We start from the raw sequence: 15,710 nt of genomic DNA, 5'->3' as shown, positions 1-15,710 counted from the left end.
GCCAAGGTATTTTTAAAGCATAATTCTTTAATTTTAGGTATCCGCTCCTGCAACTTATTCATCATCCGATATATGGTGTCTAAATCATGGTTTTTGTCAAATTGTTCGCTTAAATATTGTGCTAGACCACGCTTGCTATCGGGCTTTACCGTAAGGGCTAATACCAAATCGCGAAGCATCTCAGAATCACGTTTACGTTGCATTATAGTCAATTCAGGGGAATTTAGGGCTAGGAGCGACGACGTCACCAACTTCTAATCAATTGACTATGATCAATAAAAGATATGCTTGCCAAACGTCATTGCGAGACCACATAATGGTTGAAGCAATCCATTATTTTGAGTTGCTTCAATGCTACTAAAATAGCTCTTTGCAATGATGTTTTGTATTTTAACTTTTTTTCGTGAACGCTCACGAGTCTATTATGCCTTTGAAAATATCCTGTATAATTCGCTTAGTAAAGTTGCAAAATCAATTTGATCAAAACCTTTCTTAGGAATAATTATTATTGCCCAGCTATTGGGTTTAATTTGTGTTTCTTTACTTAGAAGCCTAATTAAATGTCTGATACGTCTCTTGATTTTATTGCGAATAACAGCATTTCCTAATTTTCTTCCGGCTTTTATGCCAAAAAGCAATAAAACTTCACCAGATTTTTTACATAGCCGTGTTTGATTGGTAGTCTTGCCAGCAGCGTTATTCCCTGCATTTAATTTTGCAAGAAGCTTAGTAAAATCTTTTGCTATTACTGTGATAAAATAAGGGCTATGGAACTTTTTGCCTAACTTATTAACTAGGTCAAATTCTTTTTGATTTTTTAGAGATAAAATAAGCACTGCCTATGCTGATAACTTCTTTCTGCCTTTTGCCCGACGCTTCCTTAAAATCTCTCTACCACCAACAGTTGCCATTCTTGCCTTAAACCCATGTCTTCTTTTTCTTACTAAATTGCTAGGTTGAAATGTGCGTTTCATAAATTCATATCCAATACAAAGGAACAGGTTTACTTATACAATAATGACACTAAACTGTCAATAAAATATAAATTTATCTTTTAAGGAACTGATAGATTGCTGTATTATATTTCTTGATAGAATAAATTTTAATAACATTATTTAAATGAACTAGGGCGTATGGCAAGACCAGACTTTACCAATTCAAGAAATATCATCAAAGAAATTATTAGAGTGAATCATGCCGGAGAATACGGTGCAAAACGAATTTATGAGGGGCAATTAAATTATTGCAGAAACCATCAAACCTATCCTACAATAAAACATATGATGCAGCAAGAAGAAGTGCATTTAAGCTACTTTACTAACTTGTTATTACAAGGTAATGTTAGACCAACTATCTTAATGCCATTTTGGCATATTATTGGTTATGTACTTGGTAGTGGATCGATATTAATAGGAACAAAAACTGCCATGCTACTAACCCAAAGTGTAGAAGAAGTGATTGAACAACATTATCAGAAGCAAATAGACTATCTCGAAGAATATAATTTAGAAAAAGAATTGTTAGATAGTATAAAGCAATTTCAGTCTGATGAAACGGAGCATAAAGATATAGCTCTAGTGCAAGGTAGTAATGAAGTAGTATTTGCCCCCCTAATTAATAAAATTATCAAGTTAATGTGTAATATAGCTATTAGTTTGAGTAAAAAAATTTAATGATATCATCAAAAGTAATAGGCGAGCATTAAACGACGATGTTACCAACTGCTCATCAATTGACTATAGTTCTTAAATATAATTTAGCCGCTTGATTTTATATTATTCTTACATTACTATATTTTTTAGTAAATATTTATAATATAGAGTCTTATGAAAATATTAAACTCAGTAATTAGTAAAAAGGGACAAATTACTATTCCATCCTACATTAGGGATAAATTACACTTATCTTCTGGTAGTAAGCTAGAATTTGTTATGCAAGATAATTCATTTATTGTCATACCAATCAATAAATCTATCAATAATTTACAAGGGATACTGCCAAGAACTAAAATGTCATTAAGTATCGAAGATATCAACGAAGTAATTAAAGGTAAGCATGATAGGAATTGATACTAATGTTTTAGTTCGTTATTTAACTATTGATGACGAAATGCAAAGTAGCAAAGCTGCTAAATTAATTAATCAGTATGTTGGACAAGCTGGCTCTATATTTATTAACAATATAGTTGCTTGTGAATTGATTTGGGTGTTAGAGCGTGGTTATAAATACTCTAAAAGTCAAATGATAGCAGTATTAAAAGAGATAGTTGCTACTTCAGAATTTCAGTTTGAAGATCACAAAACTCTATGGCTGGCTATCGTTGAATATGAAAGATCTAATGCTGATTTTGCTGATATTTTAATAGGCAACATTAACAACTTAAAAGGTTGTAGCAAAAGCTTCACTTTTGATGGTAAAGCATCAACTTTATCGGCATTTGATCTACTCAAATGACTATAGTCAATTCAAGAGAATTTGGTAGCAGGAGCGATAAGTGACGATACTACCAATTTTTCATCAATTGACTATAATTTAGAAAAAGAATTGTTAGATAGTATAAAGCAATTTCAGTCTGATGAAACGGAGCATAAAGATATAGCTCTAGTGCAAGGTAGTAATGAAGTAGTATTTGCCCCCCTAATTAATAAAATTATCAAGTTAATGTGTAATATAGCTATTAGTTTGAGTAAAAAAATTTAATGATATCATCAATCAGAATCTATAATGGGCTAGGTACATCGAAGGAAAGCTTGTATCATACCTTTAATAGTTTTGTTCATTATGCTTCAACAAAATATCATATAAGTTATATTTCTGCAGAAGAAATTATAAGAGGCGATTGGATTGATAATACTAGTTTACTTATTATTCCAGGAGGAAAAGATAGATGCTATGCGGAACATCTTAACGGCAAAGGCAATAAGCATATACAAAACTATTTAATGCAAGGTGGTAGTTTTCTCGGAATATGTGCAGGAGCATATTATAGTGGTACTTACCTAGAATTTGCTAAATCTTCACCAATAGAAGTAATAGGAACTCGAGAACTTGCCATATACCAGGGGGGTGTTATAGGTCCAGCCTTATGTAAGTATTACTATAATTCAAATAAAGGAGCAAGAGCCGCTAGGATAATCTTAAATACTCCTAATCTTCCTGAAGATTCTATGGTTTTTTATAATGGAGGAGGCTATTTTTTAGATGCCCAAAATGTAGCTAATACAAAAATTATTGCTAATTATGAAGATTGTAAGGCAGCTATTATAATTTGTAAATTCGGTAGTGGTAGGGCTATTTTAAGTGGGGTGCATTTTGAGTACGATCCTTATCTAATGCGACATTCTAAATTACTCAATCCTATTATAGAGCCATTAATTAAACATAATAAGTCAAGAATTATGTTAGTTAAACATATTTTAAATATGTTGAGTATTGAAGCAAATGAAAAAAATAAGCAATCTTGCAAAAATAATGTAAATAGCTATTAGTGTAACATAAAAATCTGCTATATTTTATGGATATAACCTAACTTACTAATAAAATGTCAGGTTAATATAGGAGTAATTTTTGATATTAAAAATAATGGATGATTAAAAATCGGGATAAATTACAAATCCTATTGTAATTTATCTATAAAGTTATTATAATGTGTTGCTTCGTTTATCGAGTTGGCAAGATGTATTTACTATAACATAAATTTACTATAAATGCAATGAATAATAGAATAAGTAATCCATCTACAATAGTAGTTGCAATGTCTGGTGGGGTTGATAGCTCAGTAGTGGCTGCTATGCTTTGTGAACAAGGACATAAAGTCATTGGTATAACACTACAATTATACGATCACGGCATAGCCACCAAGAAAAAGAATGCTTGTTGTGCTGGGCAAGACATTTATGACGCAAAAATGGTGGCGGATATGCTAAATATTCCGCATTATGTATTGGATTACGAGTCTAAATTTAAAGAATCAGTAATTTATAACTTTGCCGATAGTTATATTAGAGGCGAAACACCTTCGCCATGTGTACAATGTAACCAGTCAGTTAAATTTAAGGACTTACTAAAAGTAGCAAAAGATTTAGGAGCTGACTGTCTTGCTACTGGTCATTATGTTCGGAAAGTCGAAGGTATAGATGGAGCAGAATTACATACTGGTATTGATATTGCCAAAGACCAAAGTTATTTTTTGTTTGCAACTACTTTAGAACAACTAAATTATCTATCTTTTCCTTTGGGAGAATTAAGCAAAGAGCAAACAAGAAATATTGCTACTAGATTTAACTTAGGCGTTGCAGATAAGCCTGATAGCCAAGATATTTGTTTTGTACCAGATGGTGATTATAGGAAGGTAATTAGTAATATCCGAACCGATGTTAATGAAAAAGGTAAAATAATCCATGTAGACGGCTTTGAACTCGGGACACATAATGGTATTATCAACTATACTATAGGTCAACGTCGTGGACTTGGCATAGCTTTTCATGAGCCACTTTATGTAGTAAGAATTGACCCTAATACAAAAATTGTCTATGTTGGTTCAGATTCGGCATTAGATTCTACCGAATTTACTATTAAGAATGTTAACTGGCTTGGTAAAGAAATGGTTGTACAAGAGGAAGTTGAGGTGCAAGTTAAGATTCGTTCGACTCGTCCTGCTACCTTTGCCAAGATTAGTAGGATAAGTAATACAGAAATTAGGGTAAAGTTAATGTCTGCAGAGAAAGCTGTAACTCCTGGTCAGGCTTGTGTCATATATGATAATGCTCGAGTTCTTGGTGGAGGATGGATTACTAGAGAAATTGCATAAATACTTTTATAGTATCCCGATTAGTATTTATCGTCAACGTCATTGCGAGGAGCCACTTTAGTGGGCGAAGCAATCCAAATTTTATGTCACCCCTGCGTAGGTAGTGGGTTAGATTCCAGCCTACGCGGGAATGACAAGAGTATTTTCTATTATTAAAATTGGAGAGATTAATGAGTTTTTTAACAAGAAAAAGTTTTGAATCAATAAAAGAGCTAGGGAAGACTAGTGGTCTTAGCAAAACTCTAGGGGCATTTGATCTGATATTATTGGGTCTTGGGGCTATAATAGGTACGGGTGTATTTGTGTTAACAGGTATGGTAGCGGCTAAATATTCTGGTCCTGCAGTTATGCTATCCTACGCTGTTGCTGGTGGAACATGTATTTTTGTTGCCTTTGCTTATACAGAGCTTGCTACCATGTTACCGACTTCTGGTAGTATTTATACTTATTCTTATGTAGCTTTTGGTGAGGTATTTGCTTGGTTAATTGGTAGCGTTATTATATTAGAACTCGGTTTTGCTGCTGGTGCGGTTGCAGCTGGCTGGTCAGGATATGCTCAGGGTATATTGTCAGCAGGTGGGATAGATTTACCTAAAGCTTTAACGACCGTGCCTAGTAATGGTGGAATAATAAATTTACCAGCTTTTCTTATTGTAGTGTTTGTCTCTTTTATTTTGTACTTAGGAACGAAAGATAGTAAAAAACTAAATGCTATTTTAGTATTTGTAAAAATGGCAGCTATATTTGCGTTTATTGTGTTTGCCACACCGTATTTTGATGCGACAAATTTGCAAAACTTTTTACCTTTTGGCTTCAATAATATGCTAGTTGGGGCATCTATCCTATTTTTGGCTATGACAGGTTTTGGGACAATAGCTGCTACAGCTGAAGAATGCAAAAACCCTAACCGAGATTTAATGATCGGTATTATTGGATCATTAGTAATTGCAACGATAGTATACGTTATAATAGCTGGGCTAGTCACTGGTATAGCCCCTTTTGATCAACTTAATAATGACCAGCCACTTGCCTATGCTCTTAGCTTGAATAATAGTAATATTGGTTCTGCCATCGTTGCTACTGGAGCAGTATGTGGTATGACTACAGTACTGATGATGAATATTTATGGTACATCTCGTATCTTTTATGTAATTGCCCGAGATGGGTTATTGCCAAAGAGTTTTGCAAAACTGCATGCAAAATACGATAGTCCTTATATTACTATCTTAATATTTTCTGCTCTTGCTGCATTATTAGGAGGATTTTGTCCATCTGAAATTCTTTTTCAGTTATCATCTATGGGGGCTCTAATTGATTACTCAGTAGTTGCCGTAATAGTCATGTTGTTTAGAATAAAAATGCCAAATGTTCCAAGAGCATTTAAATGTCCTGCTGCATGTATCATTATACCATTTGTTTTAATAGCTTGCCTATATTTACTATCTATACAAATGTTTGATAGTAACTTTAATTTGATGATTGCAGGGCAATTATTAATATATTGGTTTGCACTAATGTTTGTTCTGTATATTCTTAGATTGTTCTTTATGAAACGACAAGTTTAATTTGTATGAGTAATGCACTACAACCATTACGTGGTACTAAAGATCTACTGCCTGCGGATTATATAATTCACGATTATATAATTAACACAGCAAAACATATTGGTGAACTTTATGGTTATCAAGCCATGAGTACGCCGATAATTGAATATACTAAAGTTTTTGACCGTACACTTGGAGAGACTTCTGATGTAATAAGCAAGGAAATGTACAATTTCCTTGATAAGAGTGATAATAATATTTCTCTTAGACCTGAGTTTACAGCCGGTATTATTAGGGCTTTTATCTCTAATAACCTGCAACAAACATTACCTATTAAGTTCTTTTCAAGCGGTCCAGTATTTCGTTATGACCGACCACAGGCTGGTAGACAAAGGCAATTTCATCAAATAAATTTTGAGTATATTGGTGGAGAAGAAGGATCGAGTAACGATGCTGAAACAATTAGGCTTGCCTTAGATATTCTTCAGGCTTTAGAAATAGATAAAGATACAACTTTAGAAATAAACTCAATTGGTTGTGCTGCAACTCGTACCATCTACCAACAAAAGCTGGTAGAGTATTTCAATGATTATAAGTCAGAATTATCAGAAGATAGCCAAAAGCGACTCGTCAAAAATCCGATGCGGATCTTAGATTCAAAAGATGAAAATGATAGAAAAATAGTTGCGAATAGCCCTTTAATGTCTCAATACTATAATAGTGATACTGCAAGATATTTTGACGATGTGTTAAGATACTTAGATTTACTGAATGTAAAATATATCATTAACCCAAGGCTAGTAAGGGGGCTTGATTATTATTGCCATACAACTTTTGAGTTTACTACTAGCAAACTTGGCAGTCAGTCGACAATTCTTGCTGGTGGAAGATATGATGGGTTGAGCAAAATTATGGGCGGGTCAGAGACAAAAGCCATTGGCTTTGCTGCTGGAATCGAAAGGCTTGCTTTAATGAGAGAATACAACATACCTAAAGCCAGACCAATATTTATCTTTCCTATTAGTGACAATAATTTAGAATATTGTTTAATCTTAGCCAATCAATTACGCCAAAAAAATATTTCTGTTACCTTAGACGCCAAAGGCAAAATAGCCAAGAGAATGATTCGGGCTAATCTACAGAAAGCTAAATATGTTATTTTTGTTGGTGATGATGAACAAATGAGTAATAGCCTTAAATTAAAAGATCTTGATAAAGAACAAGAATATTTATTACAATTTGAGCAAATTGTAGAATTACTTTAGTTATTAGACCTCTTGCATAACCTAAAGATAATTGAGGAATTTTTAAAAAATATAACAAAATTATTGGCAATATTAATTTAATGTACAATTAAATTAATTAGAGAGGTACTTTTATGGAAGATATTGACAATTGGCGGGTAAAGTTCGAATCTTGTAAATATTCTACTAAGCTACTTAATAAATTGATTTTACTAAATGAAAAAGTAAATGATCCAGTAGATATCGACGAAATTACTAAAGCTATCTATTACGCTAAGAAATATCATGGTAGTCAAATGCGACAATCTGGCGACCCCTATTATTCTCATCCAATAGAAGTATCATACATGGTTGCCCAGTACACAGCCCAAGAAATTCCCACATTATTTAAAACTGAAATGATAGTTACCAGCTTACTGCATGATACGATCGAAGATACAATACTTACTGAAAAGATGATAGCTCGAATTTTTGGTAGTCAAGTTGCTAGCCAAGTGGAAGCTCTAACAAGGAACAAGTCTTACGGCAAGATTAGCTCCAAAGATACTTTGGATTTATTATCTCAACAAAAGAGATTTGACGTGGCATTGATTAAATTATTTGACCGCATTCACAACCTACAAACAATAAGGGCTAAATCCCCAGAAAAGACACTGAAAATAGTTAAGGAAACTATAAGATATTTTGTAACTATTTGTGCATACTTGGAACTACCAATAGCCGAGCAGCAGTTAATAAATCTATGTTACCAAAACTTATCTATTGACCCTAAGCCTCCTAAACTATAAATTTATTTGATTAAGTGATTTTAGTTAGTTTTTCCAGCTTTTTAAAATTATAGTGAATTAACTTGAATTGGCAACGTTATAAATCCGATTAGTATTTAGCCTTAGCGTTATTGAGATGAATGTGTAAGCTTTAGTCGTCATTGCGAGCTAATATATCCCCACGAAATTAAGCATGACAAAGCTCCGTCTTTATAATAGATGCAAGGGGTTCTACCAATGGTTTTATGGCATGCAAATAATTAAATTCAATAATAAATTTCCCAAGAGTACAATACGAATAAATTTTTTTATCTTTTACTGTGTTAGGTTGGAAAATTCTTTGCATACCTTGGCTATAGCCTACCACACCTATAACCCAATCATTTAATACTGTTTTTACATCCATAACCTACTATCTCCATCATCATTAAATAATGATGATATTCTATCAATTCTTGCTATTTTGCAACAATTTCGTGGGGATATATCAGATTGCGAGGAGACCGTAAGGTCGACAAAGCAATCCATTTCTAATCACTTTCCTGGATTGCTTCGTCAACCTTACGGTCTCCTTGCAATGACATCTTGTACTTTGTAAAATATAGATTTACAAGACGGGCAAGTATCTATAATATCATTATAATTATATAAAAGTTAAAAAATATTAAGTATTACTTGTGCGTAAACAAACGACATATCCAATATTTACTGATAGTAGATTAGTTTACATAGAAATAAACCTATTTTAATTTAATTGTTGCCTTTCTAGGTTATATAATATATGACAGTAATCTTTGCATTTATTAATAAGTATATTTGCAAAAATTTAATAATTCATTCATAAAGGAGTTAACTATGGCACGAAAGAATGACTTTATAGAAAAAGCTGACAAATTTATAGGTGAAAAGATCTATTCTTTAAGGCTTGCTAAGGGGTTGTCACGTCAACAACTTGCAAAGGTAATAGTAGTAACACATCAACAGTTACAAAAATATGAAAAGGGCATTAATAGAATACCAATGGGTAGGCTGATTCTTATTGCTAAAGCACTAGAAAAAAATATCGATTATTTTTATGATGGTTTAGAAGGAGCGGATAATGTCGAGCCTGTACATACTCAACATCAGCGTATGTGCATAGAAGTATCAAGAAACTTTATGAAGATTCGTAACCCTGCACATCAACAAGCTGTTAATGCATTGATACGTTCTTTGATTAAAGAAGATTAGGTGAGATAAAACATATATAAAATTTTATTTATGTTACGCAATTTGTGAGTTATGGTAGATTTGTTGAGTTGAGCAACCAATCTGCTAATAACTCACAATCCGATTGTTTATTTCGTAGTGAATAAATATATACATTTTATCACAAAAATTCATTACGCTAATAGATATATGCAAATTATTTAAAAAATTTGACTATATTTAGTTTGTCTCATTAATTTGTGATTTAGATTTCTCTAAGTATTTTAATATTTCCTCATGTAAGGCAGTCCATTTAACTTGTTTTTTCATAAGAGGTAGGAATTCTTTTTTCCATACTTTTATATATTGTTGAGAATACTCTCTTTCAAGATTTTGAAATTCAGAAGAAATATTTGTTTTGAACATAGCTATTAAATTTGAAACCTCAGTAATTTTATGACTATCTAAAGATTTCAAAGATAAAATATCTTGTTGTAAAACATCTATTTTATTTAATAAATTGTTTTTAAAGGTCTTATATGGCAAGATTATATCATACCTTAACTCAGAATTATAATATATTTCCATTTTATATATTAAGCTATTGAACGTATTACGTGATACTTCTTGTTCATAATTTGTAAGGGAAGTTAATAAATATTTATAGTCTTTTTCATTTAAATCACGTGGTTTAACAAGCATATGAATTTTGGAGTGTAAATTATTGAATTCACTATAAATACTATCTCGATACTTATCTAAAAACTTAGGAAATACATCTTGTTGCTCAAGTTTTAAGGGTAAATCCTTCCTAATTTCTATTGGTAGATTATGTATCGAAAACTGATATACTACCCACATAAAACTCTCATCAAATTCATTTGAATAATTGATACGATCATCAGGCAAAACTACCTTACCTTCTTTATCATTCCAAGGTCGTATCTTATAAAAAAATCTATTCAGTCTTTCTTTTAATTTTAGAATATCTGTGTTTTTATCTCCCATTTTATATAATACTTTATTCATTAAACGTTTAGCCTCGTTGGATTCTATTCTATTATTTATATGAAGACCTATATTATTTCTTTCCAATAACTCCCAATCAAATAATCTATGCGGATCAACTTTACGTAGCACATAACTATCAAATGCTTTACTGTACAATATTGTTCCTATTTCAGAATGACTAAATATCATATCTTTTCTTATTTTAAAACGTTTCATAAGATATAGGAGTAATTCTTTTACAGATTCCATTTGCTGTTGTGAAAACAATTCACGCCCAGTATTCACTATTTCTATGCCGATAGAATAATTATTTAAAGCAGTTAATTCTTCAAATTGCTCACCCATTTTAATTTTAGCATAACTAATACCAGCATGGTATGCTCGCTTTTCTAAAGGAACCGTTAACGTAATACTGCCATCCTTATCTACAATAAAATGAGCAGACAGACCTATTTTGTTTAGCAATTCTTTTGTATCTTTTAATGTTGATATACCAGTATGGTGAACTATAACCATTGATACTTTTTTACCTTCTCTGTCACCATAATTTGCAACTGGCACAGGGGCTAGGAAAAGTAAGTTTTTCTTTTGCAATACAGGAAGTTCTCTTTGTAAATGAGCAAAATCATTTTGAAAGCTTACAATATCAGGATGCGGCTTAGATAAAGCCTCCACTCTTTTATGAGAACAGCCAGCATTTAATAATGCAACTATTATAAAAAGATAGTATCTTAAAAAGAGATCAAGAGCTTTATTTGTCATACAAATATCCAATCACTATAAATTATGTTAAAAAATTAAGTGTAGCTAACCAGTTCTATAGTCAGTTAACCTGAATTGGTGCCGAATAAGCACCCATCGTGCTGTCTATTAGCGAGGAGGCGTACGCCTCCGAAGCAATCCATAAAAGTAACCAAAGATGGATTGCCACGACCTACTTGCGTGGTCTCGCAATGACAAAAAACCTATCTAAAACCCGCTTTACCTTCTAACTTTCAACAGTTGTGACTAAAGTGGCTTTGAGCTATGACGTTAAGGCTAAATACTAATCGATTTATAACGTTGCCAATTCAAGTTAATTGACTATATATCTTTTATACTAGATTATTCAATGGTAAATTCAAGAAATTAATCAGGCTCAACTCATTCCTTCTTCATTATCTTTTTAATATTATACTGGCTATTTTTTTTGGTAGCATAAGTATATTCGCTAATATTTTTGCATACTTATTAAAATAATAGATATCATAAGTGTTTAGTATTTTATAAGTAAAAAACCCTAGAGTATAAGGTGTTATTAATAAGTTTTTTATAAATAATTTGATATAACTAAAACATTTATCAAATTTAATATCTATTATTGTAACGAGTCTCATTTTTGATAAGTAATTATCTAATTCCCTACTGATATCATGAGAATTAATATCCCAATTAATTATATTATTAATATCTTTAACTTTTTTAAAAAATTCTAAATTAGCCTTGCTAAGAGGACTGACTTGCAAAATACGATCTCTATGACCTTTTAGCATATGAAATAACATTTTATTCATTATTAATCGCTTATTGTATAAGGTGGTATCATTAGTTTGCAAATAATTTAGAATATTGAGAATTATCTTTTCATGATCATGGATTTTAAATCCTGTTGCCGCAATGGATTGGGTAGGTCTGCCTATATAATATTTATAAAGTGGTATATCTAAATACAGAACCTGTTTAACATATTGTATAGCTTTCGCATTATATTCCATATCTACATAAAAACATTTTTCAGTTAGTATAATATTAGATTTCTTAAGAATATCAGTTTTATAAGTTGAAGTTGATAAAATTGGTCCCCAATAATCAAATTTTATTTGGTCAAGAATTAAGATTTGTTTAGACGGAAGATGGGTATAACAATCCTCACTTCTTATAGTACTATTAGCTAACATGTCATACGATAATTCATGTAAGATTAAATCAACATCGAACATATTTAAATATTTTAGGAAATTATCTAGCCCTTGAGTATCTACCCAATCATCTCCATCCACTATTTTAAAATATTTTGACTTAGTATGTTTAATACCAGTATTTACTGCTCCACCATGCCCCTTATTGCTTTGATTTATAAGTGTTACAATAGTTGGGAATTTATTTTGGTACTCTTCAGCAATTGATTGAGTGTTATCAGTTGAGCCATCATTTATAACTAATATTTCTAGTAAATGCTTATTCTCACAAGATAAAATAGAATTTAAGCATCTTGGTAAATAACGCTCAATATTGTAAACAGGAACACATATACATAATAATTTTATTTGCTCATGTTCTATAGGTTTAATATAAAATTCTTGTTCATTTTGAAATAATTGCAATTCTTTTTCCAAAATCATTTTACGTGAAAATTTAGAAGCAACATCATAAGACATTTTCTCGCTTAACTCTAAAAATCTATCTGGATTGTAAAATAAATCCTCAATAATATTGGCATAAGACTGCGGATTTTCTATATCATTACTTAAAGTACCATAAGAAGGATTGATAAATTCTGGAACGCCACAAACATTAGAACTAACTAACGCTAAACCAGAACTTACTCCTTCTAAAGAACTAACCCCCATACTATCAAGTCTTGTTGGATGGAATATTATACCACAATTTTTATGAAGCTCGCTAATTTGAGCATGAGTATGAAATCCTTGAATAAAATGCACATTAGACCATCGTATTTTTTCTGAGAAATCTTTAAATAATAAACCATCTCCATAAATAAAAAAGTTTAGTTGATTAAAAAATTCTTTATTCTGAAGAATATTGATGGTCTCTATTACTAGATCTAAAGCATAGTTATTGTAATTATCGAATTTTCTTAAAGTAAATATGTTTAACCTATCATCTGAAGATTTTTTAACATATTTAAATATATCAGTATCTATACCATTTGGAATTATGGCAAAATTATTGAAATTGGTATTTATATATTTCTCAGATTCTGCCTTTAACCAATTGCTTGCAAATATCCATTTTATATTTTTATTATTTGCATATTTTTTATACATTAAATCTTTTATTCTCATTTGCCAAGTCGTAATATAGGGATTATATGTCCCATCATACGCCACACAAAATGATTCTTGATATCTGTAAAGTGCTTCCGCACCATGAATGTAACAATAAATTTTTATACCATGATAAAAAATTACACTATCAATAATATCTTGTAATTTCTCATTAATAAAATGAATTATAACTCTCTTAAAATTAGAATTAGTTATTATATTTTTTAAAAAACTTAAACTATTATAATAAACTTTTACACCATCAAATTCATTTACAAAACTATTATTATCATCATGACAAAAAACCTCTGGCTTAATATTATGATTGGTAAAAGCTTTAATAGAAGTATGAACAAAACCAAAATTATACAGGTTTGCAGAACTAGGATATCCAGGAGAAATTATCAATGTATCAGCTGTAGAAACAGGATTGTCAAATTTACTTTTTTTAGTTATGTAATAAGTAAATTGTTTTATTTTAACTTCTGTGTTAGCTTTTAAGGTAAGCACAATTTTAAAACATTCTAGATTAGATAAAGGGACTTCTAATTCTGAATTTAAAAACGTCAATTTTCTAGCAACTGTAAAGGATATTTCACCCTTAACCAAAGTTCCTTTATTAAGCAAACTAATAAATTGTTTCCCCTTAAATAGGACAAACTGCCTATCTATAGTTATATATCTTAGTTCATTTGATGAGTTAATGATTGTGATATTATCATCTTCTTTATTATGTTTTACATATAAACCATTAAGTTTATTAGTTGGTAACGTAATAATTTTTTGTTTTAGGTCTATGGGGAGGGTCATTCTCAAATAATTATAAAGCTGTTATTTTAGTTAATGATTCTATATCTTCAAACTCCTTTAAAGCCCTTAATATTATATCATCCATATCATAATATCGATACTCAGCTAGTCTTCCGATCAGCCTTAGATTAGAAAAATTTTTAGCTATTTCTTTGTATTTATTAAACAATTCACTATTACAATCTTTGGGTATTGGATAATAAGGTATATCCTTCTCAGGGTTAGTTCTATCATATTCTTGTGGGTATTCATACATCAGTACTGTCTTCTTGTTATTAGGTACCCTCATAGTATGATTATACTCAGTAATCCTAGTATATAATTCGGTATTGGGGTAATTTACAGTAGTTACCCGTTGTAATAAAGCTTCATCATGTGTTTCAGTTGTGAATTTTAATGATCTGTACGGCAACTCCCCTAAATGATAATTAAACAATTCATCTATAGGACCAGTATATATTATATTACCTTCATATTTTTGCCCTTTAAAAAGGATGGCTTTATTATTAAGGTCTATTTTCAATAAATCTTTAGAATCGGTATTTAGTAGAATATCAATATTATCATGAATTAACATTTTCTCAAACATTGCCGTATAACCTTCGACTGGTAAAGCTTGAAATTTTTGTTGAAAATACCTATCATCATAGGAAATATGTACAGGAACTCTAGCCGTTATGGTCTCAAAATCCAAGTTTTCCGGTTTATCGCCCCATTGTTTTACTGTATAGTTCAAATATAATGTTTCAAATATAAAGTCCCCTAACGCTCTTATATCACCATCATCAAAATTTCTTAGCTTAGAAACGGATACTTTAGTCTCCATACCAAAGTTTACAATTAACTTATCTTTATATAATAGGGCTTTTTCAACTGGTAATAGAAGTTCTAAAGAGGTTAGATTAAATGGTACTGGCACTAATTGATCGTTTATTTTAGCTAAAACTTTATGTTGGTATGGATACCAATGAGTAAAATTACTTAAATAATTTTTTACTTTATCTTCATTGGTGCGAAATAGATGGGGACCATATTTATGAACCAATATATTATTAACATCTTTATAATCATACATATTACCAGCGATATGGGGTCTTTTCTCTATGACCAACACCCTTTGGTTAAGTTGCGAGGCTATTCTTTCTGCAAGAATAGAGCCAGCAAAACCACTACCAACTATTATATAATCGTATATAATCATAAATTCGGGTTAAATAAATTTTAAAAATTACAACATAATGATTTATTTTGATAATATGTCAAGTGCGAATTGGATACATCTCACAATA

General features: G+C 31.0%; 17 protein-coding genes. 11 read left to right on the top strand and 6 right to left on the bottom strand.

From position 1 onward, the window contains the following. Positions 1-72: 72 nt before the first annotated feature. Positions 73-258, top strand: coding sequence for a hypothetical protein (locus AAGD20_RS03715; RefSeq protein ID WP_133062919.1), 186 nt, complete (start codon positions 73-75; stop codon positions 256-258). A gap of 164 nt (positions 259-422) precedes the next feature. On the opposite strand, the gene rnpA is transcribed toward AAGD20_RS03715, so the two are convergent. Both rnpA and rpmH read right to left on the bottom strand, forming a co-directional pair. Further along, positions 423-836 (bottom strand): ribonuclease P protein component, encoded by a 414-nt coding sequence (rnpA, locus tag AAGD20_RS03710; protein WP_341748528.1) that lies wholly within the window; start codon positions 834-836, stop codon positions 423-425. A 3-nt stretch (positions 837-839) separates the two neighbouring features. Next, positions 840-974: a 50S ribosomal protein L34 gene (rpmH, locus tag AAGD20_RS03705; protein WP_094648876.1), complete on the bottom strand. Its 135-nt coding sequence runs from the start codon at positions 972-974 to the stop codon at positions 840-842. A gap of 159 nt (positions 975-1,133) precedes the next feature. Between rpmH and AAGD20_RS03700 the strand changes: the two genes are divergently transcribed. The 9 genes from AAGD20_RS03700 to AAGD20_RS03660 all read left to right on the top strand — a co-directional run bounded on the left by AAGD20_RS03700 (position 1,134) and on the right by AAGD20_RS03660 (position 8,386). Beyond that, the gene (locus AAGD20_RS03700) at positions 1,134-1,673 is read left to right on the top strand and encodes a demethoxyubiquinone hydroxylase family protein (protein WP_094648877.1); all 540 of its coding nucleotides are present in this window, start codon (positions 1,134-1,136) and stop codon (positions 1,671-1,673) included. A gap of 153 nt (positions 1,674-1,826) precedes the next feature. Beyond that, complete coding sequence (locus AAGD20_RS03695; RefSeq protein WP_341748527.1) at positions 1,827-2,069, top strand: AbrB/MazE/SpoVT family DNA-binding domain-containing protein; 243 nt, start codon at positions 1,827-1,829, stop codon at positions 2,067-2,069. Beyond that, a complete protein-coding gene (locus tag AAGD20_RS03690; protein WP_341748526.1) occupies positions 2,056-2,454 on the top strand; it encodes a type II toxin-antitoxin system VapC family toxin in 399 nt (132 codons plus the stop codon). The genes AAGD20_RS03695 and AAGD20_RS03690 overlap by 14 nt, the downstream gene beginning before the upstream one ends. A gap of 21 nt (positions 2,455-2,475) precedes the next feature. Beyond that, positions 2,476-2,700, top strand: coding sequence for a demethoxyubiquinone hydroxylase family protein (locus tag AAGD20_RS03685; RefSeq protein ID WP_341748525.1), 225 nt, complete (start codon positions 2,476-2,478; stop codon positions 2,698-2,700). Further along, the gene (locus AAGD20_RS03680) at positions 2,700-3,488 is read left to right on the top strand and encodes a BPL-N domain-containing protein (RefSeq protein ID WP_341748524.1); all 789 of its coding nucleotides are present in this window, start codon (positions 2,700-2,702) and stop codon (positions 3,486-3,488) included. The genes AAGD20_RS03685 and AAGD20_RS03680 overlap by 1 nt, the downstream gene beginning before the upstream one ends. 224 nt (positions 3,489-3,712) lie before the next feature. After that, on the top strand, positions 3,713-4,810 hold the full coding sequence (gene mnmA, locus AAGD20_RS03675) for a tRNA 2-thiouridine(34) synthase MnmA (protein ID WP_341748523.1): 1,098 nt from the start codon (positions 3,713-3,715) through the stop codon (positions 4,808-4,810). 170 nt (positions 4,811-4,980) lie between these two features. After that, positions 4,981-6,375: an amino acid permease gene (locus AAGD20_RS03670; RefSeq protein WP_341748522.1), complete on the top strand. Its 1,395-nt coding sequence runs from the start codon at positions 4,981-4,983 to the stop codon at positions 6,373-6,375. A gap of 5 nt (positions 6,376-6,380) precedes the next feature. Continuing rightward, positions 6,381-7,619 carry a histidine--tRNA ligase gene (gene hisS / locus AAGD20_RS03665; protein ID WP_341748521.1) on the top strand — a complete coding sequence of 413 codons (1,239 nt, stop codon included), beginning with the start codon at positions 6,381-6,383 and terminating at the stop codon, positions 7,617-7,619. A gap of 113 nt (positions 7,620-7,732) precedes the next feature. Continuing rightward, a complete protein-coding gene (locus tag AAGD20_RS03660; RefSeq protein ID WP_341748520.1) occupies positions 7,733-8,386 on the top strand; it encodes an HD domain-containing protein in 654 nt (217 codons plus the stop codon). A 166-nt stretch (positions 8,387-8,552) separates the two neighbouring features. Here the strand turns inward: AAGD20_RS03660 and AAGD20_RS03655 are convergent, their stop codons facing one another. After that, the gene (locus tag AAGD20_RS03655) at positions 8,553-8,771 is read right to left on the bottom strand and encodes a hypothetical protein (protein ID WP_341748519.1); all 219 of its coding nucleotides are present in this window, start codon (positions 8,769-8,771) and stop codon (positions 8,553-8,555) included. Between the two features lie 449 nt (positions 8,772-9,220). On the opposite strand from AAGD20_RS03655, the gene AAGD20_RS03650 reads away from it, so the two are divergent. Next, positions 9,221-9,595: a helix-turn-helix domain-containing protein gene (locus AAGD20_RS03650; protein WP_094649399.1), complete on the top strand. Its 375-nt coding sequence runs from the start codon at positions 9,221-9,223 to the stop codon at positions 9,593-9,595. A gap of 198 nt (positions 9,596-9,793) precedes the next feature. Here AAGD20_RS03650 and AAGD20_RS03645 read toward each other — a convergent pair whose 3' ends face one another. From AAGD20_RS03645 to glf, 3 genes are all read right to left on the bottom strand, one after another. Further along, positions 9,794-11,326 (bottom strand): N-acetylmuramoyl-L-alanine amidase, encoded by a 1,533-nt coding sequence (locus tag AAGD20_RS03645; RefSeq protein WP_341748518.1) that lies wholly within the window; start codon positions 11,324-11,326, stop codon positions 9,794-9,796. Positions 11,327-11,721: 395 nt separating this feature from the next. Beyond that, entirely contained in the window at positions 11,722-14,421 is a 2,700-nt protein-coding gene (locus AAGD20_RS03640; protein WP_341748517.1) for a glycosyltransferase, read from the bottom strand. Between the two features lie 10 nt (positions 14,422-14,431). Continuing rightward, positions 14,432-15,622: a UDP-galactopyranose mutase gene (glf, locus tag AAGD20_RS03635; protein WP_341748516.1), complete on the bottom strand. Its 1,191-nt coding sequence runs from the start codon at positions 15,620-15,622 to the stop codon at positions 14,432-14,434. Positions 15,623-15,710 lie beyond the last annotated feature (88 nt).

The sequence above is a fragment of the Candidatus Tisiphia endosymbiont of Sialis lutaria genome, from assembly GCF_964026535.1.
Taxonomy (GTDB): Bacteria; Pseudomonadota; Alphaproteobacteria; order Rickettsiales; family Rickettsiaceae; genus Tisiphia.
Note: the sequence above shows the minus strand (reverse complement) of the source record. Positions and strands in the feature narration are given on the sequence as shown.